This is a genomic window from Pararhodobacter oceanensis (genome assembly GCF_003076755.1).
Lineage (GTDB): Bacteria > Pseudomonadota > Alphaproteobacteria > Rhodobacterales > Rhodobacteraceae > Pararhodobacter > Pararhodobacter oceanensis.
In genome coordinates this window covers 73,572-99,412 of sequence record NZ_QDKM01000011.1, presented here as the reverse complement: position 1 = coordinate 99,412, position 25,841 = coordinate 73,572, and the positions used below count along the sequence as shown (strand labels likewise).

Below are 25,841 nucleotides of genomic sequence, written 5' to 3'. Positions count from 1 at the left end.
ACCAAACCTTAGCCGAAGAACAACCATGGCCGCCAAGCGACCCGCGCGGGCCTCGCTTCGCTATGCGAAGGCTCCGCTCAGCCCGCACTACCGGCGGGAGTTACACCAACTGTTGGGACACTGCTCGCCACCGCAAGGCAATCCTCATAGGCGGCGGGGTGTTTATGCTCGGGCGCAAGCCGGTAATCGACCGCCACCAGCTCAAGCTGCGCGCCCTCCGACAGTTCCGCGCAAATCGAATCGTGGCTCTCCAACCCGCCCAGAATATAGCCGCCGCCGTGGAAATAGAGCGCCGTCACCCCTTTGCGCGGCGCACTCGGGGTATAGCGCCGACAGGGCACACCGGCGATCATCAGATCCTCGCTTCGCAGCCCCGCAGGATGCGGCACGTCGAAATTCTTGCAGGAGGCATCATAATAGGCGCGCTGCTCGGCAATGGTGAAATCCACCGCATCGGGCGGATAAGCCTCGGCGGTTTTGGCGATGAAATCCTGGATATCTTGCGGTAGCCAGGCGTAGTCTTTGGGGGTTTGAGCCGTCATTGTAGGGTTCCCATCTGGTCTCTGAGGGCCACGATCAGGCGACGCCAGACCGCGCGATGCCGGTTGCGAAAATGCAGGGCTGCATGGATTGGCTGGGTCAGGATCGGCGCGCCGCTGACCGGCTCGGCATGCCCCGCCTCGATCATATCACGGGCGATCCCCTCTTCGAGGTATCCGGCAACATCCAGCGCCTGTATCAACCCTTTGATGGTGGTCGAATGCCCCGCCGCCAGCGGAGGCATCGCCAGATGCGGCAAGAGCGCGGCATGGGTGCGCTCGAACGCCGGCGAGAGGTTGCCCATCACATAGCGCTCGGCGGTGATCTGGCTGAACGCACCCAGCCCGACACCGGGCGGCGCGACCATGCAATAGCGCAATTCGCCAAGGCTCTCGAAATGCAGATCGGGCGTCGGATAGGGGGTGAACATCAGCGCCAGATCCAGCACGCCGGTCTGCACATCGCGGCACATCTGCGCCGAATTATCCGCCTCGATATAGATCGCCGCCTGTGGCAGCTGCGCCCGCATCCGCGTCACCCAACGCGCCGGATCATTGGCCGCAAGGTCATTTTGCAGGCCCAACCTTATGGTCATCGCATTGCCGCCCGCGCCGCGCGCCGCCGCCCGCGCTTCGGTCATCGCATGGCGCAAACCGCGCGCATGGGGGGCAAAGCGCAAGCCTTCGGTGGTCAACTCGCACCCCGCCCGCGAGCGCCGCAACAGCATCACCCCCAGTGCCCGCTCAAGCGCCGCAATCCGCCCCGAGACAGTGGATTGCGTCACGCTCAACCGCTCGGCGGTGCGGTTGAAACTCAGCGTCTCGCAAAGGTCGAGAAATGTGTCGATTTGATCGGGTTGCATGGTCTTGGCAGGCTACGCTCTGGGATCGCTCGGGCCAAGCCCCGCCGCGCGGTGGGCGGGCGATTTGCGCGGCCCCAGACGTCACACGGCGCGCGCAGGCCAATCCACCTGCCGCCAGTTGCCGAAATCGGTGTTCACATGCCAGCCCTGCGGATCGCCCAGCCCCGCCAGCGCCGAGCGGATCACGCCCGAATGGGTCACCGCCAGCACCGGCACCGCACCGCCGCTCAGCGCATCAAACGCCGCATGGGTGCGCTGCGCCAGATCAAATACCGATTCGCCGCCATGAGGCTTTGCGTGATCGAAATCCTGCATCCATGCGTCAATCTGCGCGCGCGGAATATCCGACCAACTGCGATTCTCCCACTCGCCGAAATCCATCTCGAGCAGGCGCGGATCGCTCTCGATCCTCTGGTTGCGCCGCGCCCCGATCGCCTCGGCCAGCAACCGACAGCGTGACAAGGGCGAGGTGACGATACGCACCACCTGCGGCAATTCCGCCAAGAGCCGCGCAACCTCGGCCTCGAACCCTTCGGCAAGCGGCAGGTCGCTGCGTCCATAGCAGATGCCATCCGCCCCTTCGGGTCTGGTATGTCGCAATAAAATCAATGACATGCCAATGCTCCAATTCCGGGTTCTCGCGCTCATCTCAGCCTCGCGCGTCAGGGTGCAACCGTCAAGCCGGAGTTTGCGCCCCAGCAACGCGGCGGGCCAGCGCCAAGCTTACGCCTCGAGTTGTTGGTTAATCGTGTCGTTCAATTCCCCCAGCGAGAAGGGTTTGCCCAGAAACACCGCTTTCGGCGTATGCGACAGCGCCGCGCTCAATGTGTCCTCGGTATAGCCCGAGACAAAGACCACTGGCGTGCCCGGACGAGTGCGCAACGCCTGCGCCACCCAGCCCGGCCCGTCGATGCCGGGCATGATCACATCGGTAACAAAAAGATCAATCCGCAAAGTAGAATCCTCTAGAAATTCAAGCGCTTGTTCACCATCTGCCGCCTCGAAGACCTGATACCCCTGCAACCGCAGCGCCCGCGCCGCAAAGGCCCGCACCGGCGCCTCGTCTTCAACCAATAGAATGGTTCCGCCCTTCAGCCCCTCATCCGGCGGGGGCAGGCGTGTGGCGCTCTGGTCACTGGAGCTCGTGGTTAACGCCGCCGCTGCCGCCTCGCTGTCAGCAGCGACAGGCCGGGGCGGTGTCGGCTTGTCCAAAGACAGCACCGCGTCATCAGGCAGACAGGCAAAATACAGCGTAAACTCGGTGCCCGAACCCTCGACACTATTGGCAAAAATATAGCCGCCCATCTGTTTGACAATCCCGTATGCGGTGGACAGCCCCAACCCCGTCCCCTCGCCCAATCGCTTGGTCGAAAAGAACGGCTCGAAAATCTTGTCGATGATTTCCTTAGGGATTCCAATACCTTCGTCGATGACCTTGATCGTGGCATAGCGACCGGCGGGCAGTTGCACGCGGCCATGATCCTGCTCGGTGGTCAGGATCTTGACATGGGTCTCCAGCCGGATCTCGCCGCCCATCGGCATCGCATCGCGGGCGTTGACCACCAGATTCATGATCACCTGTTCCAACTGCCGCCGGTCCGCTCTGATCCCGCGAATGCTGCGGTCATGGCTCAGGGTCAGCACGATCCTCTCGCCGACCAAACGGGTTAACAGATGGGTCAGATCCTCCAGCAGACTCTCTAAGCTCAGGTTCTCGGGCCGCATGGTTTGCTTGCGCGAGAAGGCGAGCAATTGCCGCACCAAAGCCGCCGCGCGATTGGAGTTCTGATGGATTTGCAGCAAATCGTTGTAATCGGGGTCAAACCGGTCACGATTGAGCAACAGCAGGTCGCAATGCCCAGAAATCGCGGTCAGCAAGTTGTTGAAATCATGCGCAACCCCGCCCGCCAATTGCCCGATGGCCTGCATTTTCTGGCTCTGGACAAAGCGCGCTTCCAGCGATTTCAACTCGGTCGCATCCGAGATCACCGCGACCAAAGCATCCGAATTCGTCGGTCCGCTGGCGCGCCGCAGGATGATCTGCACATAGGTCTCGGTGCCGGTCAGCGAGGCGCGTAAAATCTCGGGCCGCCCCAAGGCGCGGCCGGCGCGCGCATCCGCCAGCCAGTCCGAGACCGGTCGACCCAGCCCCTCGACCACCTGCCAGAAATATTGCTCATCACTGGCACTCAGCCCCAAAAGCGTCCGCGCAAGCCGGTTGGTTCCCGAGATTTTCCCCGCCGGATCAAGCTGCAGCAATGCGACCGGAATTTCCTCATAATCCAGCATCGGCGACGGGTCTTGCACCGCCAGTTCCGACGCCTGTGGCAAGAGGATGATATCGTCGCGACCCGAGGCCGCCTTTAGCCGCACCGCTTGCATCCTCTGCCCGTCCGCCAGCGTGACAAATGCGCCGCCAGTCGCGGTGACCTCCGCCTCTGCCAGCGCTGCGACCAGATCGGCCAGCACCTCGGTCCCGCCGAGCGCGCGGGCTGCCAGATTGCCGGACAGCCCCGCGGCTTCCAGCGTGATGATCGGCACGCCAAGACTATCCAAATCGCGCTTTTGCTCGATCTGCCGCATCGAGAACCGCCAAACCAGCACTGTCCGCGCCTCATCCACCGTGTGAACAGCCAGATGTAACACACTGTCTTTGCGCGTATATTCACGAATGGCCTGCCCATGCGCCAAAACGTCAGACAATACCATGGCCGCAATCTCATCAGGGTTAACACACCAGAGCGTCAAAGCCTCGGCAGGATCGACCCAGCCATCAGCGGCGCCATTCGCCGACAGCAGATTACCCTTGCCATCGGTGATCAAAACCGGCTCGGGATCTCGCTGCGTGGCGCGCGCCATGACCGCCGCCAGATCGCCCTGTGCCTTGCGGTTTCGCGCCTCGATAATCAGCGCCGCTCCGCCCAATACCACCAGACTCGCGCCCATGGCCCCGAGGATCAGGGCCGATGATCCGGCGCCAATCACCATCGCCGCCAGTGCGAGCCCGACGAATAGCAGGCCAAATCCGATCAGCCAGCGCCCTTCAAGCCGCGCCGCCCAGCCCGCAGGCTCCGGCAGGCTGCGAGTGCCGTTAGCAGCTTGTTTCGGCAGGGTTTTCGGATCGGTCTTCGGGGCTATATGAGGCATCGGGTCTTTGTCATCCCAATAGGTTAATGGGCGATTAACTCAACCAAGTTACCACCTTAGGTTGTTCGCGCAACCCGCTAAACGCGCTTTGCATGTCAGCCGCGCTGCAGGATCGCCAGAAAGAACCCATCGCCACCGTCAAGCGGCCCGATCCGGCGCTGGCTGAGGCATGCCCACCCTTTATGCGTGGCCAGAAACGCGGCGATACGGTCCTCGTTTTCGGCGCGCAGCAGCGAACAGGTGGCATAGCCAAGCACCCCATCGGCCGCGGTCAATGCCGCGCAATTTGCCAGAATACTATCCTGAATTGTGGTTAACTCGTCCAGCCTCTCGGGCGAGAAACTCCATTTCGCCTCGGGCGCGCGCCGCCAGCTGCCCGATCCCGAGCAGGGCGCATCGGCAAACACCGCCGCCCAATCGCCACCGGGTGCCGCCAGTTCCGCGATCTGCACACCGGCACGGGCGGCGCGCGGCGCGATGTCGCGCATCCGCGAGGGCGAGACATCATGCGCGCTGACCCGATGGCCCAATGCGGCCAGCGCCAAGGATTTACCACCGCCGCCCGCGCAATAGTCGAGCACCGGCGCGCCTGCGGGAATGGCGCGCGAGAAATCCAGCGCCACGGCCTGACTGGCGAGGTCTTGCAGCTCGACCAGCCCCTCTTTGAACGCGCTTGAGTTGCGCAAGCGGCGCGGGTTGCGCGTGATCAGTAGCGCGGTCTCCGCCAGCGGATGCGGGATGGCGGTGATCTCCTCTTGCGCCAGACGGGCGATAACACCCTCAGGGCTGATTTTCTGAATGTTCACACGTAGATAGACCGGCGCGCGGTCGCGCATCAGGTCCAGTGTCGCGCCTGCATCCGCACCGAGATCGCGCTCCAATTGCGGCCAGAGCCACGCCGGACAATCCAGCGCCACGTCCCGCGGCAGGGGCTCCGGCGGCGCCTCGAACAAGGCCGCCTCACCCGCAGTCAGCGGCGCCGGCGTATAGGTCTCGCCGGTCCAGCCCTGCGGCGCCTCGCCCTCGGCGCGCGCCAGCCCGAGCAGCATCGCGCGCCCGTCTTCGCCGCCGCCCAATGCCGCAGCCGAGCGCGCACACCGCACCGCCTGAAACACGATATCACGCACCGCCTCGCGGTCTTTCGACCCGGCATAGCGGCTTTTGCGCGCCCATGTGGTCAGCGCCGCCTCAAGCGGACGCCCTGCCCGCCATTGGTCCAACAGGTCGATGGCGGCGGCTTGTCTTGCGGCTGGGGTCATGTCTGTCTCCTCGGCTCGCGCGTGGTCTCGCGATTGGGCGCCGTGATGCGCTGCAATTCCCGCAATGGCAAGGGCGCGCGGGTCCGGCGCGAGGTTGCAAGCCGTCACGCCCCGCACCACCTAGGCACCAAGCCTCACCACCGCGCCGCAACTTTATGCCCTAAATATCCAAACGACCGCCCGCAGCCGCGCGCCGCTCACCACTCCGCGCCACGCCCCGCGGCAGCCCCGCGCGGGCCATCGGCCAGCGCCGTGGCGCGGGGCTTCGATGGCCCCAAGCCACGCCCCACCTCACCCACAAAACCCGCGCCGAAATCCTGCCGTCAACCGGCTTGCCCCTTGGCCCGCTTGCCAATAGACAGGGGCGGAGTTTTCAGCCAGTGAGGGCCCCATGGCCAAGAAGAAAAGCGCACAAGATATTCTGATGTGGGGCTTGATGGCGCTCCTGATTGCCGGCCTCGGGGGCTTTGGCATCGACGGGTTCCTCAGCCAGCGAGTGACCGCCATTGGCACCGTCGGGGGCCGCGATATTGACGCGCAGGCCTATTCGCGCGCGCTGCAAACCGAGATGCGTGCTTTCGGCGAACAGATCGGCCAGACGGTCAGCTTTGAACAGGCCCGCGCCTTTGGCATCGACGCCGCCGTCCGCCGCCAGATGGTCACCCAGGCCGCGCTGGAAAACGAGGCCGACCGCATCGGCATTTCCGTCGGCGACGAGAATGTGCAGCGCACGCTGACCTCGATTCGCGCATTTCAGGGCCCGACCGGCAGCTTTGACATGGAAACCTATCGCTTCCAGCTGGAAAACATCGGCCAGACGCCCGCGCAATTCGAAGCGGATGTGCGCCGCGACGCCGCCCGCGGCATTCTGCAAGCCGCCACCGCTGCGGGTATTGAAACGCCGGACAATCTGCGCAGCGCGCTGGTCGGGTTCTACGGCACCCGCCACAGCTTCGATCTTTTCACCCTGACCGAGGCCAATCTCGACGCGCCGGTCGCCGCGCCCGATGAGGCCGCGATTCAGGTCTATTACGAGGAAAATATCGAAGAGTTCACCGCGCCCGAGACCCGCGCGATCACCTATGCTTGGCTAACGCCGGAAATGCTGCGTGAGACGGTTGAGGTCGATGACACCACCCTGCGCGCGCTTTATGACGAGCGGATCGAGACCTATGTGCAGCCCGAGCGCCGCCTTGTCGAACGTCTGATCTATCCCGATGAAGCCGCCGCGCAAGTCGCGATGGACCGGATCACCGAGGGCAGCGCCAGTTTTGACGATCTGGTGAGCGAGCGCAATCTGACGCTGGAGGACGCCGATCTCGGCGATGTCTCCGAGGCACAATTGGGCGCCGCCGGTGCGCCGGTCTTCGCGCTCGATGATCCCGGCAGTGTCACCGGCCCCCATGCCACCAATCTTGGCCCGGCGCTGTTCCGGATGAACGCCATTCTCAACGCGCAGGAGGTCACCTTTGACGAGGCGCGAGAGGAATTGCACGCCGAACTCGCCGGTGACCGCGCCCGCCGCGCCATTGCCGACCAACAGGAGGGCTTTGACGACCTGCTGGCCGGTGGCGCCACACTTGAGGATCTGGCCAATGAGACGCCGATGGTTCTGGGCTCCATCGACTGGAGCGTGGAGTCCGCCGAGGGGATCGCCGCCTATACCGAATTCGGCGAGGCCGCGCAGGTGATCACCGAAGACGACTTCCCCGAGCTGTTGCGGCTCTCGGATGGCGGTGTCTTTGCCCTGCGCCTTGACAGTATCACCGCCCCCGCCCCGCGCCCCTTGGACGAGGTCCGCGCCGCCGCCACCGCGGGTGCCCGCGCCGTCGCGGTCGAGCGTGCCCTTCTCGCCTTGGCCCAGGACCTCAGCGTCGAGCTGGCGCAGCAAGGCGCACAGGATTTCGCCGAAGCGCAGGAACTGACCCCCGAGACCTTCGAGGCAATCACCCGTCTCGACACTTTGCCGCAAGTGCCGCAAGCGATGCTCGAGGACCTATTCGCCGCCGATAGCGACGGTCCGGTGGTCCATGTCAGCGATGAGCGCGCGCTTCTGGCACTGGCCGGTGAGCCGCAAGCCGCCGATCTGGAAGACGAGCAAACCCAGCGTCTGGTCGCCGCGATTGACGAGCAGATCGGCTCGGCACTGGCGCAGGATGTCTATGAGTATTTTGCCCGCGCGCTGGAATCCGAAGCCGGTATCTCGCTCAATCAGGCGGCCATCGACGCGGTGCATGTCAACTTCAACTGATCTGCGCTGCGGTCCATAGCTGTTGGCTTTGCGCCTAACAGGGTGAGGCGGGGATGGCCCCGCCTACCGCCTCACCAACCGGCGCTACCACGGCCACGCTGCGCCCTGAGCCGCCGATCCCCGCGCCCATCCCGCGCGTTCTGACGTTACCACTGCCCTTGCGAAAGGCCCCTCTGCCGTGTCCCATTCCGCGCTATTGACCCCCGCGTTCCCCGAGTTCGAAGCCGGATGGCAGGCGGGCGAGAACCAGTTGGTCTATGCCCGTCTGGCCGCCGATCTGGACACGCCGGTGTCGCTTTATCTCAAGCTGGTCGGCAGCCGCCGCGACAGTTTCATGCTGGAATCGGTCACCGGCGGCGAGGTCCGCGGGCGCTATTCGATCATCGGCAGCAAGCCCGATCTGGTCTGGCAGTGCCGTGACGGCAAAAGCCGGATCAACCGCGAGGCACGGTTCGATGACGCCGCCTTCAAGGACCAGTCCGAGCATCCGCTGGACGCGCTGCGCGCGCTCTTGGCCGAAAGCCGCATCGCCACGCCCGCCGATCTGCCTGCCGCCTCGGCGGGGCTGTTCGGCTATCTGGGCTATGATATGATCCGGCTGGTCGAGGATCTGCCGCAAAACAATCCCGACCCGCTGGATCTGCCCGATGCGATCCTCAAACGCCCCTCGGTGGTGGCGGTGCTCGACGGGGTCAAAGGCGAGGTGACGGTGGTCTCGCCTGCTTGGGTCGCCTCGGGGCTAAGCGCCCGCGCGGCCTACGCGCAGGCCGCCGAACGGGTGATGGATGCGCTGCGCGATCTTGAACGCGAGGCAGTCGGCGGCGGGCGCGCCCTTGGCGAAGTGGCACAGGTCGGCGAGGCGCGCTCGAATATCGCCAAGGACGACTATTTAGCGGCGGTCAGTAAAGCCAAGGACTATATCCGCGCCGGTGACATCTTTCAGGTGGTGCCCTCGCAACGCTGGGCGCAGGATTTCCCGCTGCCGCCCTTCGCGCTCTACCGCTCGCTGCGCCGCACCAACCCCTCGCCCTTCATGGTGTTCTTTGATCTCGGCGATTTCCACATCGTCGGCGCCTCACCGGAAATCCTTGTGCGGCTGCGCGATGACGAGGTGACCATTCGCCCGATCGCCGGCACCCGCAAACGCGGCGCCACACCCGAGGAAGACAAGGCGCTGGAACAAGACCTGCTCAGCGACGAAAAGGAACTCGCCGAGCATCTGATGCTGCTCGATCTGGGCCGCAATGACGTCGGGCGGGTGTCGAAAATCGGCAGTGTGCGCCCGACCGAGAAATTCATCATCGAGCGCTATAGCCATGTGATGCATATCGTCTCCAATGTCGTCGGCGAAATCCGCGACGACGAAGACGCGCTCTCGGCGCTGCTGGCCGGTCTGCCTGCAGGCACCGTCTCGGGCGCGCCGAAAGTGCGGGCAATGCAGATCATTGACGAATTGGAGCCCGAGAAACGCGGCGTTTACGGCGGCGGCGTCGGCTATTTCGCCGCCAATGGCGAGATGGATTTCTGCATCGCGCTGCGCACCGCCGTGGTCAAGGACGGGGTGCTCTATACGCAGGCCGGTGGCGGCGTCGTCTATGATAGCGACCCCGAGGCCGAATATGAGGAAACCGTCAACAAGGCCAAAGCCCTGCGCGCCGCCGCCGAGGGCGCGGGATTGTTCGGGCGCGGCAACGCCTAAGCCAGGCTTGCCGCATGGATTGCGGGCTGGCATGGTGGCCTCGGGTCGCCCGCCGCGGCCCGGCGCGCAAAGAGAGACAGCATGAAAATCGCCACATTCAATATCAACGGGGTCAAGGCGCGCGCGGAGGTTCTGGGCCGCTGGCTGGATGAAAGCGCACCGGATGTCGCGGTGTTGCAGGAAATCAAATCCGTAGACGAGAATTTCCCCCGCGAGATCATCGAGTCGCGCGGTTACCATCTGGAAACCCACGGGCAGAAGGGATTCAACGGCGTTGCGGTGCTGTCAAAACAGCCCTTGCACGATGTGGTGCGCGGGCTCCCCGGCGATGAGAGTGACGAACAGGCGCGCTGGATCGAAGCCACGATCGGCGACGGCGGGCTGCGGATTTGCGGGCTTTACCTGCCCAATGGCAACCCCGCGCCGGGGCCGAAATACGACTACAAACTGGCCTGGATGGAGCGCATGGAAGCGCGGGTCCGCGACCTGATGACCAGCGAAGTGCCGTTGGTTTTTGCCGGTGATTACAACGTCATACCCCAGCCCGAAGACGCCGCCCGCCCCGAGGCATGGCGCGACGACGCGCTGTTTCGCCCCGAGACCCGCGCCGCCTTTCGCCGGTTGAAATCACTCGGGCTTTATGACGCGCTGCGGCTGCGCCACCCCGAGCACGAGATCTATTCCTTCTGGGATTATCAAGCCGGTGCCTGGCCGCGCAATGACGGTATCCGCATCGACCATCTGATGCTGACCGCACAGGCCGCCGACCGTCTGACCGACGCTTGGGTCGAAACCGCACCGCGCGCTTGGGACCGGCCTTCGGACCACACGCCGGTGTGGATTGATCTGGACCTCTAGCGCCAAAAGTGAGGGGGCGTTGCCCCCTCGCCTGGCGGCTCACCCCCAGGATATTTTCGGACAGATGAGCGGGGCCGGTATTAGGGCCAGTATCGGTGGGCTATTAGCGCCCCTGACGCCGTGCCATGAAGGCCAGACGCTCGAACAGATGCACGTCCTGCTCGTTTTTCAACAACGCGCCATGTAGTTTCGGCAGCGCATTTGCCCCGTCACGTTTCAGATCCTCGGGCGTCAGATCCTCGGCCAGCAGCAGTTTCAGCCAGTCGAGCATCTCGCTGGTCGAGGGCTTTTTCTTTAGCCCCGGCGTCTCGCGCAGCTCGAAAAACTGGGTCAGCGCCGCCGACAGCAGCCCCTGTTTGATATCAGGGAAATGCACCTGCACGATCTGTGCCAGCGTCTCGGGGTCGGGGAAGCGGATGAAGTGGAAGAAACAGCGGCGCAGGAAGGCGTCGGGCAGTTCCTTCTCGTTGTTCGAAGTGATGATCACAATCGGCCGGTGACGGGCGCGGATCGTCTCGCCGGTCTCATAGACAAAGAACTCCATCTGGTCGAGTTCTTGCAACAGGTCGTTGGGGAATTCGATATCCGCCTTATCGACCTCGTCAATCAGCAGCACCACGCGTTTCTCGGCCTCAAAGGCCTGCCAGAGTTTGCCCTTGCGGATGTAATTCTTGACGTCATGCACGCCCTCTTCGCCCAACTGGCTGTCGCGCAAGCGGCTGACCGCATCGTATTCATAAAGCCCCTGATGCGCGCGGGTGGTGGATTTGATATTCCACTCGATAATCTCGACACCCAGAGACTGCGCGACCTGCCGCGCCAGTTCGGTTTTACCGGTGCCCGGCTCGCCTTTGACCAGCAAGGGCCGCTCCAGCGTCACCGCGGCATTCACCGCCATCGTCAGATCTTCGGTTGCGATATAGGTTTGGGTCGAGGCAAAGCGCATGAAACGTCCTGTCGGTTGATCGGCGCGCACCCTAGCGGCGGTTGCGAGAACCCGCAAGGCATCGCGCGCGCGGCGGATCAGGCGGGCGGCATTGTGGGGCATGGTTAATGGCGGAGACCCGCGGCGCAAGGGAGATGCGGCGGGCGATGCGGTGCAGGATCAAGGGCGCGAGTTGAGGCGCGAGAATGGTGCTTGCCTGCATCTTAGGCCAAAAATCGCGCGGGCACCCCCAAGCTCTGCCGCAGTTGCAAAGAGCGGTGATATTGCAGGACTATAAGGGGATCGGCAGCGACTCGCGTGCGGTCAAGCCACACCGCCGCCGAGGCTTGCCAGACGCGCATTCCTCCCTGACGCGGGGCGGAATTGACGTAAAGTCACCAGTATCGGCTGCATTAACAGGTCACGCAACTGGAAAATTTACCGAAATCCGCGTGACATTTATTAACTCTTGCGGTAATGCGCCACGCAAGGGGAGCATGGATGGCCGAGAAGTTTGACATCGAAGTGTTTGATGCCGGCCGATCCTGCAAGCAGGGAAGACGACAATGAAACAAGAGACCATTCTGCCAGAAAATTATATCCCGGCCGAATCCGAACCTTTCATGAACGCGCGACAGCTGGAGTATTTCCGCCGCAAATTGCTGATGTGGAAAGAAGAGCTTCTGGAAGGCAGCAAGGAGACGCTGGTCGATCTGGCAAATTCCTCGCGCAATCTGCCCGATGTGGCCGACCGCGCCAGCGAAGAGACCGACCGCTCGCTGGAACTCCGCACCCGTGACCGCCAGCGCAAACTGGTCTCCAAGATCGACGCGGCCCTGCGCCGGATCGAAACCGGTGATTTCGGCTATTGCAATGTCACCGGCGAGCCGATTTCGCTCAAGCGGTTGAACGCGCGGCCGATTGCGACGATGACGCTGGAAGCGCAAGAACGCCATGAGCGCCGCGAACGCGTCCACCGCGACGATTGATCGCCCGAGCCGATGCCCAAGTGAACACCCAAAATTGATGCCAGCCGTTCACGCCAGCAGATAACGCCAGAATACCGCCAGAGATGATGACAATTGACCCGGCCTCGCCTCCGCTAAAGGGGCATAAAGCGCTTGTGCTGGGGGCCGGGGTATCCGGGCTTGCCGTCGCCGTGGCGCTGCGCAAATTCGGCATGGATGTGCATCTGCTGGAACAGGCGGAAAAGATCACCGAGGTCGGGGCCGGTCTGCAAATCAGCCCCAATGGTGTGCGGGTGTTGCAAGCCCTTGGCATTGATCCGACCGAGGTCGGCGACAAGACCCAAGCGGTAGAGTTGCGCGACGCCGCGGGGCGGTTGGTCACGCGGATGGAGATGCCGCAAACCCCCGGGTTTTATCTGTGCCATCGTGCCGATCTGATCGCCGCGCTGGAACGCGCGATGCGCGGCGCCGGCGCGCGTATCCATCTGTTGCAAAAGGTGGATAGGCTGGAGCTGAACGCCTGCGGGGCGCGGGTCCAGACCTGCATCGGCACCGCCCATCACACGCCTTTGGTGATCGGTGCCGACGGGCTGCACTCGGTGCTACGCGCGACGCTGAACGGCGCCGCCGCGCCGATGTTCACCGGACAGGTGGCCTGGCGCGCGGTGATCAAAGGCGATGGCAGGCCGCCGGTGGCGCAGGTCTTCATGGGGCCGGGGCAGCATCTGGTCAGCTATCCGCTGCGCGGCGGCACCCTGCGCAATATCGTTGCGGTGCAGGAACGCCGCGGCTGGGCCGCCGAAGGCTGGCATCATCAGGATGACCCCGCGCATCTGCGCGCCGCCTTCGCCCGCTTTGGCGGGCCGGTGCCGGATTGGCTGCGCGCCATCGACCGGGTCTATCTCTGGGGGCTGTTTCGGCACCCGGTGGCGCGGCGCTGGCATGACGACGCCGGACGCGCGGCGATCCTTGGCGATGCGGCGCATCCGACCCTGCCATTCATGGCACAGGGGGCGAATATGGCGCTCGAGGATGCATGGGCTTTGGCGCGCGCATTGGCTGACTCGCCCGAGGCTCCAGCCACCGCCCTGCAACGCTATAGCGCCGCCCGCGCCCCGCGTACCCGCGCGATTGTGCAGGCGGCGAATAAAAACGCCCGCAGCTACCATCTGCGCGCGCCTTTGGCCCCCGTCGCCCATGGCATCCTGCGTGTGGGCACCAAACTTGCGCCCAATGCGGCGCTACGCCGCTTCGACTGGATTTACAATCACGATGTGACCGCCTGAAGCGCGCCAGCGTCAGGGTATTAGACGCCAGTCACCCCGATCTACCGCCAGCCACCGCACCTCAGGCGCGCGAGTCCGGCCCCAGCGGCAGGATCAGCCGCGCGATCAACCCGCCGAACTCGGGATCAACGCCGCGATCCAACTCCAGCCGCCCGCCATGGCTGCGCATCGCATCGGCGACAATCGCCAGCCCCAGCCCGACTCCGCTGCCGCGACTGGCCCCGCGCGCCGGATCCAGCCGCACGAAAGGCCGCGTCGCCAGCTCATATTGCGCCGGCGAAATCCCCGGCCCGTCATCCTCGACATTCACCGTCACAAACCGCGGCCCGACCTCCAGCGAGACCCGCGCGCGGCTGCCATAGCGCAGCGCATTGCTGATCACATTGTCAAAGGCGCGGGCGAACATCTGCGGCCGCAGCGAGACCAGCGGGCCGCTATAGGGGCCCATCAGTTCCACCGCTTGCCCGCCCCGCCGCGCCTCGGCGGCGCGCTGGCTGACCAAAGCACCCAAATCCGCCACTTCAACCGGCTCCACCACCTCGGTGCGGGCGAACTCCAGAAAACGGTCGATCAGCGCCTCCATCTCGGCGACATCGCTGAGCAGCGCGGCAATCTCGGGGTCATCCTCGAGCATCGACAGCGACAGGCGCATCCGCGTCAGCGGCGTGCGCAGATCATGGCTGACCCCCGACAACAGTAGCGTGCGCTGGTCGATATGGCGCTCGATCCGCTCGCGCATTTGCAAGAACGCATGGCTGGCGGCGCGCACCTCCAAGGCCCCTCCGACCCTGAGCGGCATCAACTGCCCGCGCCCGAACGCCTCGGCAGCGGCGGCCAGATGGCGGATCGGGCGCATCTGGTTCTTCAGATAAATGAAAGAAATCAAGCTCATCACCACGCCGATGGCAAACACCAGCACCAGCAATTGATGCGGGTTGCGCGCGGAAATCCGGCTCAGCGGGACCTGCAGCTGCGCCACCGCCTCGCCATTCGGCAGCCACAGGGTGACAATGCTGCGCTGCAATTCCACCCCCAGCATATCCGGCAGATCCCGCGCCAATTCGCGAATCGCCAGCCGCCCCGAGATGTCATACCACGCGGTCACCACCCGCTGCCCCTGCAGTGGCTCTTGCGGCACCAGCGTGATATCCATCGCCAAAGCCTGCGACAGCCGCAGCGCCGCGGCGGCAGGATCCTCGGCACGCTCGATCTCGGCGGTGATATGGCGCGCCATCAACACGAAATGACCGGTCATCTGCCGCGTCACCCCGTCATAATGGCGCTGGATAAAGGCCACCGATAGCACCAGCATAATCGTCACCACCGGCAGGAACACGATCAGCGCCGCGCGCCAATACAGCCCACGCGGAAAAAACGGTTTGAGGATGCGGCCCAGCATGGCGATACTCTAGGGGCCGTTTTCCCGATTAGCGAGACCCAACATGGCCGAAATCAGCCCCATTTCCCAAGCCGCAACCACCAGCGGCTTTGCCCCCCTGCCCGGCCAGCCACTCACGCTCGAGCCCGGCCTGCGGCTGCTACTCGCGCCCAACCCATCGCCGATGACCGAGCGCGGCACCAACACCTATATTCTGGGCGATACCGAGCTGATGGTGATCGACCCTGGCCCCGCCTCCGAGCCCCATCTCGCGGCGATTCTCGCCGCCGTGCGCCCCGGCCAACAGATCGCGAAAATCATCGTCACCCATTCGCATCTCGACCATTCCCCCGCCGCGCGCCCTTTGTCGCAAGCCACCGGCGCCCCGGTCTATGCCTTCGGCGATTCGCTGGCCGGCCGCTCACCGCGTATGCAGGCGCTCGCAGCGGCAGACATCGGCGGCGGCGAGGGTGTTGATATGGCGTTTCAGCCCGACATCTGCCTGCCCGATGGCGGCGAGGTCGACGCCGGCGGGCACCGGCTGACCGCGCTCCATACGCCCGGCCATCTGGGGAATCACTTATGTTTCCAATGGCGTGACGCGCTGTTCACCGGTGATCACATCATGGAGTGGGCGCCCAGCCTCGTCTCGCCCCCCGACGGAGATCTCACCGATTTCATGGCCAGCCTCACCCGCATCGAAGCCCTCGGCCCGCTGCGCTATTACAGCGGTCACGGCGCGCCGATCGATGACGGCCTCGCTCGCACCCGCGCCCTGCGCGCCCACCGGCTGTCGCGCGAATCGTCGATTGTCTCTGCGGTGCGAAATGGCGCCCGGACCATCGAAGAGATCACCGCCGCGGTCTATTCCGACATCCCGCCAGCCCTCCTGCCCGCCGCCGCGCGCAATGTCCTCGCCCATCTCATCGACCTCGACACCCGCCACGTCCTGCGTTTCACCGGAGCGATTGGTTTGCACGCCCAAGTCGCGCCGGTCCGACCCTCTTTCCAACGATGAAATCGGGCAAAATCAACCTTTTGACAAAAAAGATAAAGAAACCCCTCTTACCCCCTAGACGCCCCCGAACCCCCTTGCTATATCGCCCTCGTGTTCCGGCGTAGCTCAGCGGTAGAGCAGTTGACTGTTAATCAATTGGTCGTAGGTTCGATCCCTACCGCCGGAGCCAAAGATTTCAAGGGCTTAGAGGTCAACGCCTCTAAGCCCTTTTTCTGTTGGGGAAGACTGGGGGAACAGGGGGGATGAGTTGGAAACTGTAGGCAACTCGTTTGGTTGGTTAGATGCGGCGGTAACCTGGCTACCGATCTTGATCTCATCTGGCGCGCTATGGGTCTCATATCTTGCCTATACGCGCAGTGCGCCGCCTACGATGCCGAATGTATGGGCGGAGTTCGGCGGCCGCGGCGAAAAAGGCGCAACCATTAAGCTTGTAGTGAATAATAGAACAGATCTTCCCGTTAGAGTTCAGGGGTATTCTGTGAAAGGATACAAAGCTGCGCCCTATCCATTTCAAAGATTAGAACCCAAACCGGGGCAAGCATGGTTTGCGCAGAGCGGATTCGTCCCACCTGAATGGTTAAAGTTTGTGATCTCAGGAAGCGACGTTCTTCCGGGCAAAGCACTCGAAGAGCGCATTGCAGTTCCCATCATTGACACCAAAGAAAACACAACGCTTTCCATCTGTTTCTCCATTTCGATCAATCGTAGAACAATAAAAACCAAGAAAATCGTGTTTCCGGTCATAATCCCGCCAATGGCGGAAATTAAAAACTCTGAATAATTCATCGCTTAGGCACTCCCCACTAGTCCACCCAACCAGCTTTACCGCCGAATCCGGATCAATTCCGGCCACTTTCGCCTGCGCCATAGCGTCTATAATTGCTTTCAATGCACGCGTGCGCCCGCCGGTGTCATAGGCTTGTGTTGGGGTCTCTACGTCGATCAGGACGGCCCCGCCTAGCTTGGCGCTCGCCCCGCCAACAGTGACTTCCCCTGGTTCACATTGAAAACTATGGCGCCGTCCCGGTCAGGATAGCCGCCACCGGCCCCTGAGATGTTGTCTCAGGGCAAACCGGCGCCGGTCGAGCTGGCGCCGGTCAAACCGGCTCAGGCCGGCTCTGCCGCTGATGGCGTATTCATGGTAAATACCGCGTCACCCAATCCTTTGGGCAGGTCGCCCGCCGGGTTGTCCTGTGGCAGCAGGACCAGTGCATCGCGGATCCCCAGATCCTCAAGCTGCGCCGGGGTGCCGCCGCGGTATTCCAGATGCCCCCGGCCGATGATCCCGATCACCAGCGGCGGATTAGGGCGCGCGCGGGCGTCGGCGATCCGGCAGGCAAAGGCCCGATCCCAGGTCTGCTGTGCGCGCACGAACCGGTCAAAGGCGGGGTCGCTGGCGCTTTTGGCCTTGCGGTCGGGACGCGCGCCGCCGGTGACATCGAACAGATACTGCCGGTAGCGCTGCGTCGCAGGCAGGGCCGGTGTCAGCCCCTCGCGGGCGTCCTCGGGGATCGCCTCCCAGCCCCCCGCGCCGACCTCGCTGACCAGCGCCCGGCGGCAGTTGAGGCCGATCATCTCGATCCGGTGAAGGCGGCAGAAATCGAACAGCGGCATGTAGAGTTCGGGCGCAAAGCCCCAAACCGTGCCCCATTCGGCCTGCGCCAGAAACGCCTCTTCGGTCAACCGTCCAGCCACCCATTCACCGAGGACCGGGTTCAGACGGGCGGGGAACATTTCGAACCCGATCACGATATCTGCGCGATGGGCCAAAAGCCCCGCTGCCACATGCATCTGCCAGCGGTGGTGGTCGGCTTGGTCGTGGCGCTCGCCCAGCAACACCACCGGCGCGGCGGCGGCGCGCGCCATCATCTCGGGGTGCGCTATGGTTTCGCCGCTGTCAGGCAGGGTCCAGGGTCCGGGGGTCATGCGCTTTTCCTTTCTTCATCATAGCCGATGTGGATCTCGTAATCCGGTTGCAGCCCCACCGGTGGCCGATGGGCCACGCAGAGGATCGTGCTGCGCGGCAATTCGCGGCGCAAGAGGTCGAGAAGCTCGGCCTCGGAGGCGGGATCGAGAGCGCTCGTCGCCTCGTCGATCAGCAGCCATTCGGGTTGCAACAACACCGCGCGGGCCAAGGCAAGCCGCTGGCGTTCGCCAACAGACAGTCCCTGCAAGGCCTCGGGTCCGTCAGTTTGCGGGATCCGCCCCGCCAGTCCGACACGCCGCAGCACATCCTCAAGCTGCGCAGGGTCATAGTCCGAGGGCGCGTGCGGATAGGTCAGGGTCTGCAGCATCCCGTCGGCAAAGGCCAAGGGCACCTGCGGCAGGGCCATCATCGGTGCGTCAGGCAGCTCCAGAGTGCCGACACCGTAAGGCCAGACGCCGCGCAGAGCCGACAGCAGCGTTGTCTTGCCCTGCCCCGACGCGCCGCGCAGCCAGACGCGCTGGCCGGGGCTGATCACCATGTCGGGCACCGGCGCCAGCGCCACACCAAGCGGGGTATAAAGCTGCAGCCCCTCGCTGCGCAGCCCGGCCTCGCTGGTCCGGCGCTCGAGTGCGCGCGGCACATCGGGCACCGGATCGGGCGCGCGGGCCGCCCTGAACAGCCCTTCGAGACGTTCGGAGACAGCGACAAAGCGGGCCAGCCGTTCGTAGCGAAAGATGAACCAGCTCAGCGTGTTGGTCACCCGCGAAAACGCCCCGGCCATCTGCATCAGCCCGCCCAGCGTCACCGCGCCGCCGAAATAGGCCGGCAGCGCCAGAAAGGTCGGGATGCGCAGGACCGAGCGGTAATAGGGCGTCACAAAAAGCCCCATGATGAACTCTTGTCCGATCAGACGCCGCCAATTCGTGCGCACCGCATGAAAACGCTCATCAAGCCGCCGACGTTCCGCACCCTCGCCGCCGGATTGCGCAATCTCGTCAGCCCGGTCACGCACCTGCACCAATGCATGGCGGAAATCGGCCTCGCGGCGTTCCTGCCGGAAAGACAGGTTCTTGATCGGACGGCCCAGAAAATGGGTGATCAGGCTGGATCCAAAGACATAGACGAAGGCCGCCCAGACCATATAGCGCGGGATTTCCGCGTCGATGCCGATGAAATCCAGCGGCAGGGGGAAGTTCGACAGGTTCCACAGCACCGCCAGATAGGTCACCAGAGAGACCACGCGGGTGATCAGATCAATGCTGAAGCTCAGCAGATACTCGATGAACCGGTTGCAATCCTCGGCGATCCGCTGGTCGGGGTTTTCAACCGGGTTGGCGCTTAAACCAGGCCGCAGATGCCAATAGGCGCCGCCATCGAGCCACAGGGCGAGCGCCCGGTCGGTCAGGTTCTGGCGCCAGTTGATCCGCAGCCATTTGGTCAGCCACGACCCGATGAGGGTGGTCACCGACATCACGCCGACAATGATGCCGAAGATACCGACCTGCCTGAGGGCTTCGGCGGCATCCATCTGCTCAAGCGCGTCATAGAAGGCTTTGGACCAGTTGATCATCTGGACCGACAGCCAGATACCGACGAATTCCAGCGTCAGGATCAATGCGAAAAGCCCGAGCCCCTTCCAGGCCCCGGGCCCTGAGGCGGCCAGCCAGGCCAGCCACCCCAGTCGTTTCAAGATTGCGCGCATCTGATCAGAACCTCGACGCAAGTTGCAAGGTGAACACGCGGTCCGGCCCCATATGCAGGTCCAGCGGGTTCTGACGCGCCACGGCCTCGGACGGGGTCGTCGTCACACCGATTGCCGAGTCCTGATAATAGGCCGTGTCCAACAGGTTGGTGACGCCAAAGCTCAATATCGCCGTATCGGTCAAATCGTAGCGCACGAACAGGTCCAGCAGCGCATAGCCGCCGGGACGGAAGCCGGTCGCCGAGGAGGTCTCGGACACACCGCCCGCAAAGCGCGAATAGAGATCAACCGCCAGCGGCCGGCTCTGGGATTCCCAGTTCAGGCCGATGACCCCGCTGAGCGGACGCAGGTTGACCGGAGTCTCCGCCGAGGTCGGCGTGGCGCGCTGGACACCCTCTTGGTAGTTCAGCGACGTGGTGAAGGTCAGCGCGTCGTTGATCTGCATTTCACCGGCCAGTTCAAAACCCCAGACCTCCCGCTCCGAGATATTGCGATAGGTGTAATCACTGGTGCCCGGCGGGTTATAGAACGACTGGATAAAGTCGGAATAATCGGCGCGGAACAGGCTGGCCGACACGAACCCGCGGTCGAATTCACCCCGCGCGCCGATTTCGAAGTTATTGACATATTCCGGGCGCAGATCAGGCGCCGGAATCAGGTTGAACCATGCCCCCGGCAGCGAGGTATAGAGCTGTTGCGCGGTCGGCATCTTGAAGCCCTGACTGGCATTCGCCCATAGGGTCCAGTTGTCGTTCAGATGCGCCCGTGCCCCCAGCGCCGCCAGCAAAGCGCTGTCGTCGCGCCGCTGCGGCTCAGAGCCGGGAACGACCGAATAATCGGCATTAGGCCGCGGGTCGATCGCATAGGTTGCATAGCGCAGACCCGGGGTCAGTTCGAACCGTCCGCCGCCAAACTCGATCCGGTCCTGAACATAAATGTCGCTGCGCCGCGTCGTTGCATTGGCGAAGTTAAAGCCACCTGCGACGGTGGTCACATCCGAGCCGGTGACCATATTCTGCACCCGCGTCATACGCTCGTAATCGGTATAGGTCATATCACCATCAAAGCCGAAAACCAGCTCGTGATCGGTGGCACCCAGCGAAAACCGCCGGTGGGCCTGAATGTCGAGTTCGAAGAAATCCTCGTCATAGGCCAGTGAATCCCAGCTCACTTCGGTCTCGCCCGATGCGTTGTTATAGCGCCGCTCACCAGTGCGGAGATAGCTGTGCGGCACATAGCCAAAACTCGTGGTCAGCGCGTCGACAATGCCACTCTCGGGCGTCCACTCGTGCTCCAGCGCAAACCGGTTGCGGCGCAGGATCTGCCGGCGGTCATCCGAAGTGACATAGGTTCCCGAGGCGGTCGGATCGCCGAGGTTCTGGTTGAACGCAACATCGGTGACCCGACGCATCAGATCGGCGGTAAAGCTGAAGCGATGCTCGGTTGTCGGGCGGAATTCGGCGCGGAACAGCGCGTGATCGGTCTCGATATCGGTCGGGTCGAACGCGTTACAGGGCGTTGCACCGGCCGCAAGATCACGCGGGCAGCCGCCATGAATATCGCTATAAAGACCGCCATTCGCTGCGGCGTTGCTCAACTCCGGCTCGTTGGCCTCGATATGCGAATAGCCGACCAGAACCGACAGCTGGTCCGAGAGACGCTGCGCAAAGCTGACGGTGCCGGTGCGGGTATTGGTGAAACTGTCATAGCTGGTGCGCATCTCACCGCCCCGTTCGCCACCTTCAAGCAGATCCTCCGGCGCGATCGTCTGCAGGGCGACAACGCCGCCCAGAGCATCGGCGCCCCAGGTCACCGAGGCCGGGCCGCGGACCACTTCGGCCTGCCGCACAAAGCTGAAATCAAGATAGTCGCGGGTGCCGTCGATGATCGCTTCGGCAACACGCGATCCATCGACCAGCGTCAGCACCCGGTTACCGCCGACGCCGCGCATGCTGAAGCCGCCGAAATCATTGAACGGCTGGGCTGCGTTGATCTGGCGGTTGACGGTCAGGCCGGGCACATAGCGGGCCATCTGCTGCATGTCGGTGACCCCCTGCTCCTGCAGGTCTTCACCGTCGATGACGGTGACGGTCGCGGGCACATCCAGCACCGGTCGCGGCAGACGGCCGGCAAAGAAGGTGATGCGGCCAAGCATCCGGTGCAGCAACCCTGCGGTTTCCGCAGTGTCTTCGGTCAGCAGCAGTTGTTCATCGGCGTCATCGACCGCCTGGGCCGACGCCGGTTGCGCCAGCGAGAGCAAAGCGATCCCGCCAGCACTGGCGAGCAAACGCGCGCGCATGGAGAATGAGTGACGCATAACGTCCTCCTGTAGGCCGCTGAGATGCGGCGGTTTTTTAGGATGAAGCTGGCAGATTGCTCGCGGTGGCGGCAGACGGCGGGTGCCGTCAGTCCGTTGCGGTCGTGGCGCGCGTCCAATACGCGGTCACATGGGTCTCGTCGCGGGTCATGCCCAAATCGTCGCGCAAATAGGCACGGACCGTCTGGCACTGGGATTTCTCAGAGGCGAACCAGATAAAGCGCGAGGTTTCGGGGATCTTCAGCCCCCGCATGGCATCGAGCAGCGGCTCACCCTTGCCGGTGATCCATTCGACCTCGACACCCGCTGGCGCGGTCAGGTCCTGCCGGTCGCGCAGGTCCTGCAGATGCACAAACGCCTTTCCTCGGGTGTCGGCCGGAAGGGTCTCAAGATGCCGGGCGATGGCGGGCAGAGCCGTCTCATCGCCAAAAAGCGCCACCCAGTCGCAGGCAGGCAGGGATTTGCCGATTGGCCCCATGGTGCCGATCACCTCTCCCGGTGCGGCGGTTTCGCTCCACTCGGTGACGCGACCGCCGTCATGCAGGAAGATATCAACATCCCCGATGCCCGCCGCCGGATCAATCATGCGGAACGTATAGACCGGACGGTGAAGGGCATCATCGCCCTCGGGCCAGATCTGGCGGCCATTGTCATCCAGCCAGGGCCAGATCGGCGCCCGATCCCGCGGCGGAATAAGCAGACGGACATGCAGTGCGCTGTCCTCCAGATCGCGGAACCCGTCACTGCGCAGACGGACCCGGCGAAACCCTGGCGAGACCTGCTCGACATGGACCACTTGCGCGACTTTCAGGTTCGGCGAGTGACGGTCCGGCCAGCTCCGGCTCCACTCTGGCGCCAGCGCGACGTTGTGATGGCTCGACAGGCCAAGCACGATCTGCTGCAGCCGGAACAGCCCGGTGTCGTCTTCTGCGGTGATGACAATCTTCGCGCCGGGATCAGCCGCACCGACGCTTAGGGTGCCACCGAACAGCGACAGGGTTACCGTCTCGGCACTCTCGAACGAGGCGATGCCGTTCTCATTGGCGATTTTGCGCAAAAGTTCCTGCACAGCCTGTGCTTCGGCCCGCGGATCAAGACCGCCAAGGACCAAATGCGAATCGACACCGGCATCAAGCCGATCAATTGTCTGGAGTTTCAACACGAGTGCTCCGCTCAGAAGGTGAAAACATCTGTCTGGCGGGCAATGAATGCTGATTCGCTGGATTGGAGGTCTTATGAACAAGTCTCCGTGATCTTTCAAGATCGAACCCCGCAGACAAATCGGATAGCGGAGTCTGTGTCACAGGAGCCTTTTTCGTCACAGAGGCCTGTTCCGACGGGCTCAGGAACCCCTCCCTTGGTGAGTGTAGCAAGGCGCCATGGCCTCACCAGAGAACGACCCGCTGCGCGCTCAGGCAACCGGAGCCAAGCGACACCCCAACCCAAAGCCAGCGTCACATATCTACGTCGCAGACTTAGCGCCCATCTCAAAAACAGCGCGCTGCAAGCCATCATCGCCCGACGCTTTCGGACACCCCGAAGGGATTTCGCAATGACACAGGCTTTCGCAATCTGATCGCGGCGGAGTATCGGCAGGTTCCCAACGAAACGTCGCAAACTGGCGTTTTGCTTGACACATGGCCCGAATCATAACTATTAAAGTTACATGAAACGAGACAGTCGCCTCTCCTTGGTCTTGCATGCTCTCCTCCATATGGCAGAGCGTGATGACCCGATGACCTCTGACGATCTTGCCACCTGCCTGATGACCAACCCCGTTGTGGTGCGGCGGACGATGGCGTTCCTGCGGGAGGCCGGTATCGTAGCCTCGGCGCGGGGTCATGCGGGGGGCTGGCGTATCACTGCCGACCTGTCGACGGTTTCGCTGCGCCAATTGCATGATGCTTTGGGAGAGCCCGCGATTTTCGCTGTGGGACATCGCAACGCGGCACCCGCCTGTCTTGTCGAACAGGCCGTCAATGCCGCTCTGGATCAAACCTTTGCCGAAGCCGAGGCCCTGCTTTTGGCGCGCTTTGGCGAGATCACCCTAGCCGACCTTTCTGCGGATTTCGCTCTGCGATACGCCGCGCTTGTTCAACAGAAAGAGCCCTGAATGATCTACGATGTCATTGTCATCGGCGGAAGCTATGCGGGCATGTCGGCGTCCCTCCAGCTTCTGCGTGCGCGTAGGTCCGTGCTCGTGATCGACGCTGGCAACAGGCGCAACCGCATGGCACGCCAGTCTCACGGGTTTCTCGGTCAGGACGGCACCGACCCCGCCTCCATCGCCAAGGAGGCCCGCCAGCAGCTAGAGGCCTATCCCACGCTGACTTGGGTTGACGGCGAGGCCGTCGCCGTTAACGGAGAGTATGACGCCTTCGACGTGGCCATCGCCGATGGCCAAACCCACCACGGTCGCCGCCTCCTCTTTGCCACCGGCGTCACCGACCACCTGCCAAATATCGACGGGCTGGAGGAGCGTTGGGGGCGGTCTGTCTTCCATTGCCCCTATTGTCATGGCTACGAACTGGACGCAGGCCGCATCGGCGTCATCGCGACCGGTCCGATGTCAGCGCATCAGGCCGAGTTGCTGAGCGAATGGGGCACGGTGACGTTGTTCACCAATGGCGCCCTGACGCTCGAGCCTGCAGCCCGGCAGGCCCTTGAACAGAAAGCCATCACCATTGAAGACACAGCCATCCGCGCCCTTTCGGGTGAGGCAGATGTGCAGTTGAGGGGTGGCCGCACCCTCTCCTTTGCCGGCCTCTTTGTGGCGCCGACCGTCACCCCCTCCAGTTCATTGCCCGCCAATCTGGGATGCTCCATGGCACAAGGCCCGATCGGGCAGATGATCGCGGTCGAAGGGTCAAAGGAAACCACGGTGCGCGGTGTATATGCCTGCGGTGACGCAGCGATGATGCCGCATTCCGTGTCCCTTGCCGTTGGTGACGGTGCCATGGCGGGCATGCAGCTGCATCGATCTCTGATCTGGCCGGATATCCATCCGTGACTCAGAGCGGCAAAAGCAATCATGCGTTCACCCGCGATACCAGCGACTATGCAGCAAGGACCGAGCGGCTGGTTCCCGGCCTATATGACGTTTACCGCATGGCCGGGGTTCTGCTGGCCGAATGCGTATCGCCATCTGGCCGCGTTTTGGTCTTGGGGGCTGGCGGCGGCTTGGAGTTGAACGCCTTCTTAGAGATGCAGCCCGGATGGCATTTTGACGGTATCGACCCTTCGGCAGAGATGCTCAATCAGGCGCGTGTCACGCTCGGCGATCACTCTCAGCGCGTGTCCTTCACCCAAGGCTATATCGACGATGCGCCGGACGGCCCTTTTGACGGCGCGACCTGTTTGCTGACGCTGCATTTTCTGCCCCAAGATGAGCGCCTGCACACCCTGCAACAGATCGCGCGTCGCTTGCGATCGGGGGCGCCGCTGGTGGTGATGCACCATAGCGTCCCCGAGGGCGCGGATCGGGATATGTGGCTGCGCCGGAACGCGGCAATGATGATCTCCCATGGCATGCCCCGGCAACAGGCGGCACAGAGCGTTGAAACCTTCAACACCCGCCTGCCGATCCTGGCACCGCAACAGGACCAAGCCCTTTTGGCCGCGGCAGGGTTCACCGATATTCAGCTCTTCTATGCCGCCTTCACCTTCAAGGGCTGGGTTGGCTACCGGAGTTGATCGTTCAGACC

21 protein-coding genes and 1 tRNA gene are annotated in these 25,841 nt (G+C 63.4%); 11 read left to right on the top strand and 11 right to left on the bottom strand.

What is annotated here, in order from left to right:
- Positions 1-77: 77 nt before the first annotated feature.
- The 5 genes from DDE20_RS16960 to DDE20_RS16940 all read right to left on the bottom strand — a co-directional run bounded on the left by DDE20_RS16960 (position 78) and on the right by DDE20_RS16940 (position 5,808).
- Complete coding sequence (locus DDE20_RS16960; RefSeq protein ID WP_116559719.1) at positions 78-542, bottom strand: alpha/beta hydrolase fold domain-containing protein; 465 nt, start codon at positions 540-542, stop codon at positions 78-80.
- On the bottom strand, positions 539-1,402 hold the full coding sequence (locus DDE20_RS16955) for a LysR family transcriptional regulator (RefSeq protein ID WP_116559718.1): 864 nt from the start codon (positions 1,400-1,402) through the stop codon (positions 539-541). The genes DDE20_RS16960 and DDE20_RS16955 overlap by 4 nt, the downstream gene beginning before the upstream one ends.
- A gap of 81 nt (positions 1,403-1,483) precedes the next feature.
- A complete protein-coding gene (cobC, locus tag DDE20_RS16950) occupies positions 1,484-2,017 on the bottom strand; it encodes an alpha-ribazole phosphatase family protein (RefSeq protein ID WP_165814549.1) in 534 nt (177 codons plus the stop codon).
- 108 nt (positions 2,018-2,125) lie between these two features.
- On the bottom strand, positions 2,126-4,549 hold the full coding sequence (locus tag DDE20_RS16945) for a hybrid sensor histidine kinase/response regulator (RefSeq protein WP_116559716.1): 2,424 nt from the start codon (positions 4,547-4,549) through the stop codon (positions 2,126-2,128).
- A 95-nt stretch (positions 4,550-4,644) separates the two neighbouring features.
- Positions 4,645-5,808, bottom strand: coding sequence for an RsmB/NOP family class I SAM-dependent RNA methyltransferase (locus DDE20_RS16940; protein ID WP_116559715.1), 1,164 nt, complete (start codon positions 5,806-5,808; stop codon positions 4,645-4,647).
- Positions 5,809-6,199: 391 nt separating this feature from the next.
- Between DDE20_RS16940 and DDE20_RS16935 the strand changes: the two genes are divergently transcribed.
- The 3 genes from DDE20_RS16935 to xth all read left to right on the top strand — a co-directional run bounded on the left by DDE20_RS16935 (position 6,200) and on the right by xth (position 10,616).
- Positions 6,200-8,059 (top strand): peptidylprolyl isomerase, encoded by a 1,860-nt coding sequence (locus DDE20_RS16935; protein WP_116559714.1) that lies wholly within the window; start codon positions 6,200-6,202, stop codon positions 8,057-8,059.
- A 178-nt stretch (positions 8,060-8,237) separates the two neighbouring features.
- A complete protein-coding gene (gene trpE / locus DDE20_RS16930; protein ID WP_240608164.1) occupies positions 8,238-9,758 on the top strand; it encodes an anthranilate synthase component I in 1,521 nt (506 codons plus the stop codon).
- A gap of 81 nt (positions 9,759-9,839) precedes the next feature.
- Complete coding sequence (xth, locus tag DDE20_RS16925) at positions 9,840-10,616, top strand: exodeoxyribonuclease III (RefSeq protein ID WP_116559713.1); 777 nt, start codon at positions 9,840-9,842, stop codon at positions 10,614-10,616.
- Between the two features lie 103 nt (positions 10,617-10,719).
- Here the strand turns inward: xth and DDE20_RS16920 are convergent, their stop codons facing one another.
- Positions 10,720-11,562, bottom strand: a complete 843-nt coding sequence (locus tag DDE20_RS16920; RefSeq protein ID WP_116559712.1) for an AAA family ATPase — start codon at positions 11,560-11,562, stop codon at positions 10,720-10,722.
- Between the two features lie 545 nt (positions 11,563-12,107).
- Between DDE20_RS16920 and dksA the strand changes: the two genes are divergently transcribed.
- Together dksA and DDE20_RS16910 are read left to right on the top strand one after the other, a co-directional pair.
- Positions 12,108-12,530, top strand: coding sequence for an RNA polymerase-binding protein DksA (gene dksA / locus DDE20_RS16915; RefSeq protein WP_116559711.1), 423 nt, complete (start codon positions 12,108-12,110; stop codon positions 12,528-12,530).
- A gap of 83 nt (positions 12,531-12,613) precedes the next feature.
- Positions 12,614-13,795, top strand: a complete 1,182-nt coding sequence (locus DDE20_RS16910) for an FAD-dependent monooxygenase (protein WP_420812377.1) — start codon at positions 12,614-12,616, stop codon at positions 13,793-13,795.
- Between the two features lie 61 nt (positions 13,796-13,856).
- On the opposite strand, the gene DDE20_RS16905 is transcribed toward DDE20_RS16910, so the two are convergent.
- A complete protein-coding gene (locus tag DDE20_RS16905) occupies positions 13,857-15,194 on the bottom strand; it encodes an ATP-binding protein (protein ID WP_116559710.1) in 1,338 nt (445 codons plus the stop codon).
- A gap of 43 nt (positions 15,195-15,237) precedes the next feature.
- On the opposite strand from DDE20_RS16905, the gene DDE20_RS16900 reads away from it, so the two are divergent.
- The 3 genes from DDE20_RS16900 to DDE20_RS18900 all read left to right on the top strand — a co-directional run bounded on the left by DDE20_RS16900 (position 15,238) and on the right by DDE20_RS18900 (position 16,972).
- Positions 15,238-16,191 carry an MBL fold metallo-hydrolase gene (locus DDE20_RS16900; RefSeq protein WP_116559709.1) on the top strand — a complete coding sequence of 318 codons (954 nt, stop codon included), beginning with the start codon at positions 15,238-15,240 and terminating at the stop codon, positions 16,189-16,191.
- A gap of 94 nt (positions 16,192-16,285) precedes the next feature.
- A tRNA-Asn gene (locus tag DDE20_RS16895) sits at positions 16,286-16,360 on the top strand.
- A gap of 78 nt (positions 16,361-16,438) precedes the next feature.
- A complete protein-coding gene (locus tag DDE20_RS18900) occupies positions 16,439-16,972 on the top strand; it encodes a hypothetical protein (RefSeq protein ID WP_133240368.1) in 534 nt (177 codons plus the stop codon).
- Positions 16,973-17,298: 326 nt separating this feature from the next.
- Here DDE20_RS18900 and DDE20_RS16890 read toward each other — a convergent pair whose 3' ends face one another.
- The 4 genes from DDE20_RS16890 to DDE20_RS16875 all read right to left on the bottom strand — a co-directional run bounded on the left by DDE20_RS16890 (position 17,299) and on the right by DDE20_RS16875 (position 23,296).
- On the bottom strand, positions 17,299-18,117 hold the full coding sequence (locus DDE20_RS16890; RefSeq protein ID WP_116559708.1) for a ChaN family lipoprotein: 819 nt from the start codon (positions 18,115-18,117) through the stop codon (positions 17,299-17,301).
- Positions 18,114-19,820: an ABC transporter ATP-binding protein/permease gene (locus DDE20_RS16885; protein ID WP_116559707.1), complete on the bottom strand. Its 1,707-nt coding sequence runs from the start codon at positions 19,818-19,820 to the stop codon at positions 18,114-18,116. The genes DDE20_RS16890 and DDE20_RS16885 overlap by 4 nt, the downstream gene beginning before the upstream one ends.
- A gap of 4 nt (positions 19,821-19,824) precedes the next feature.
- Complete coding sequence (locus tag DDE20_RS16880; RefSeq protein WP_116559706.1) at positions 19,825-22,137, bottom strand: TonB-dependent receptor domain-containing protein; 2,313 nt, start codon at positions 22,135-22,137, stop codon at positions 19,825-19,827.
- A gap of 88 nt (positions 22,138-22,225) precedes the next feature.
- Positions 22,226-23,296, bottom strand: a complete 1,071-nt coding sequence (locus tag DDE20_RS16875) for a siderophore-interacting protein (protein ID WP_133240367.1) — start codon at positions 23,294-23,296, stop codon at positions 22,226-22,228.
- Between the two features lie 507 nt (positions 23,297-23,803).
- On the opposite strand from DDE20_RS16875, the gene DDE20_RS16870 reads away from it, so the two are divergent.
- The 3 genes from DDE20_RS16870 to DDE20_RS16855 are packed head-to-tail and all read left to right on the top strand — an operon-like array spanning position 23,804 to position 25,830.
- Positions 23,804-24,250, top strand: coding sequence for an RrF2 family transcriptional regulator (locus DDE20_RS16870; protein ID WP_116559704.1), 447 nt, complete (start codon positions 23,804-23,806; stop codon positions 24,248-24,250).
- On the top strand, positions 24,251-25,147 hold the full coding sequence (locus DDE20_RS16865) for an NAD(P)/FAD-dependent oxidoreductase (protein ID WP_116559703.1): 897 nt from the start codon (positions 24,251-24,253) through the stop codon (positions 25,145-25,147).
- Complete coding sequence (locus DDE20_RS16855; RefSeq protein WP_240608161.1) at positions 25,144-25,830, top strand: class I SAM-dependent methyltransferase; 687 nt, start codon at positions 25,144-25,146, stop codon at positions 25,828-25,830. The genes DDE20_RS16865 and DDE20_RS16855 overlap by 4 nt, the downstream gene beginning before the upstream one ends.
- The last annotated feature ends 11 nt before the right edge of the window (positions 25,831-25,841 follow it).

Coding starts and splice junctions, on each gene's coding strand:
- DDE20_RS16960 (WP_116559719.1), bottom strand. CDS start 542: ATGACGGCTCAAACCCCCAAAGACTACGCCTGGCTACCGCAAGATATC.
- DDE20_RS16955 (WP_116559718.1), bottom strand. CDS start 1,402: ATGCAACCCGATCAAATCGACACATTTCTCGACCTTTGCGAGACGCTG.
- cobC (WP_165814549.1), bottom strand. CDS start 2,017: ATGTCATTGATTTTATTGCGACATACCAGACCCGAAGGGGCGGATGGC.
- DDE20_RS16945 (WP_116559716.1), bottom strand. CDS start 4,549: ATGCCTCATATAGCCCCGAAGACCGATCCGAAAACCCTGCCGAAACAA.
- DDE20_RS16940 (WP_116559715.1), bottom strand. CDS start 5,808: ATGACCCCAGCCGCAAGACAAGCCGCCGCCATCGACCTGTTGGACCAA.
- DDE20_RS16935 (WP_116559714.1), top strand. CDS start 6,200: ATGGCCAAGAAGAAAAGCGCACAAGATATTCTGATGTGGGGCTTGATG.
- xth (WP_116559713.1), top strand. CDS start 9,840: ATGAAAATCGCCACATTCAATATCAACGGGGTCAAGGCGCGCGCGGAG.
- DDE20_RS16920 (WP_116559712.1), bottom strand. CDS start 11,562: ATGCGCTTTGCCTCGACCCAAACCTATATCGCAACCGAAGATCTGACG.
- dksA (WP_116559711.1), top strand. CDS start 12,108: ATGAAACAAGAGACCATTCTGCCAGAAAATTATATCCCGGCCGAATCC.
- DDE20_RS16910 (WP_420812377.1), top strand. CDS start 12,614: ATGATGACAATTGACCCGGCCTCGCCTCCGCTAAAGGGGCATAAAGCG.
- DDE20_RS16905 (WP_116559710.1), bottom strand. CDS start 15,194: ATGCTGGGCCGCATCCTCAAACCGTTTTTTCCGCGTGGGCTGTATTGG.
- DDE20_RS16900 (WP_116559709.1), top strand. CDS start 15,238: ATGGCCGAAATCAGCCCCATTTCCCAAGCCGCAACCACCAGCGGCTTT.
- DDE20_RS16890 (WP_116559708.1), bottom strand. CDS start 18,117: ATGACCCCCGGACCCTGGACCCTGCCTGACAGCGGCGAAACCATAGCG.
- DDE20_RS16885 (WP_116559707.1), bottom strand. CDS start 19,820: ATGCGCGCAATCTTGAAACGACTGGGGTGGCTGGCCTGGCTGGCCGCC.
- DDE20_RS16880 (WP_116559706.1), bottom strand. CDS start 22,137: ATGCGTCACTCATTCTCCATGCGCGCGCGTTTGCTCGCCAGTGCTGGC.
- DDE20_RS16870 (WP_116559704.1), top strand. CDS start 23,804: ATGAAACGAGACAGTCGCCTCTCCTTGGTCTTGCATGCTCTCCTCCAT.
- DDE20_RS16865 (WP_116559703.1), top strand. CDS start 24,251: ATGATCTACGATGTCATTGTCATCGGCGGAAGCTATGCGGGCATGTCG.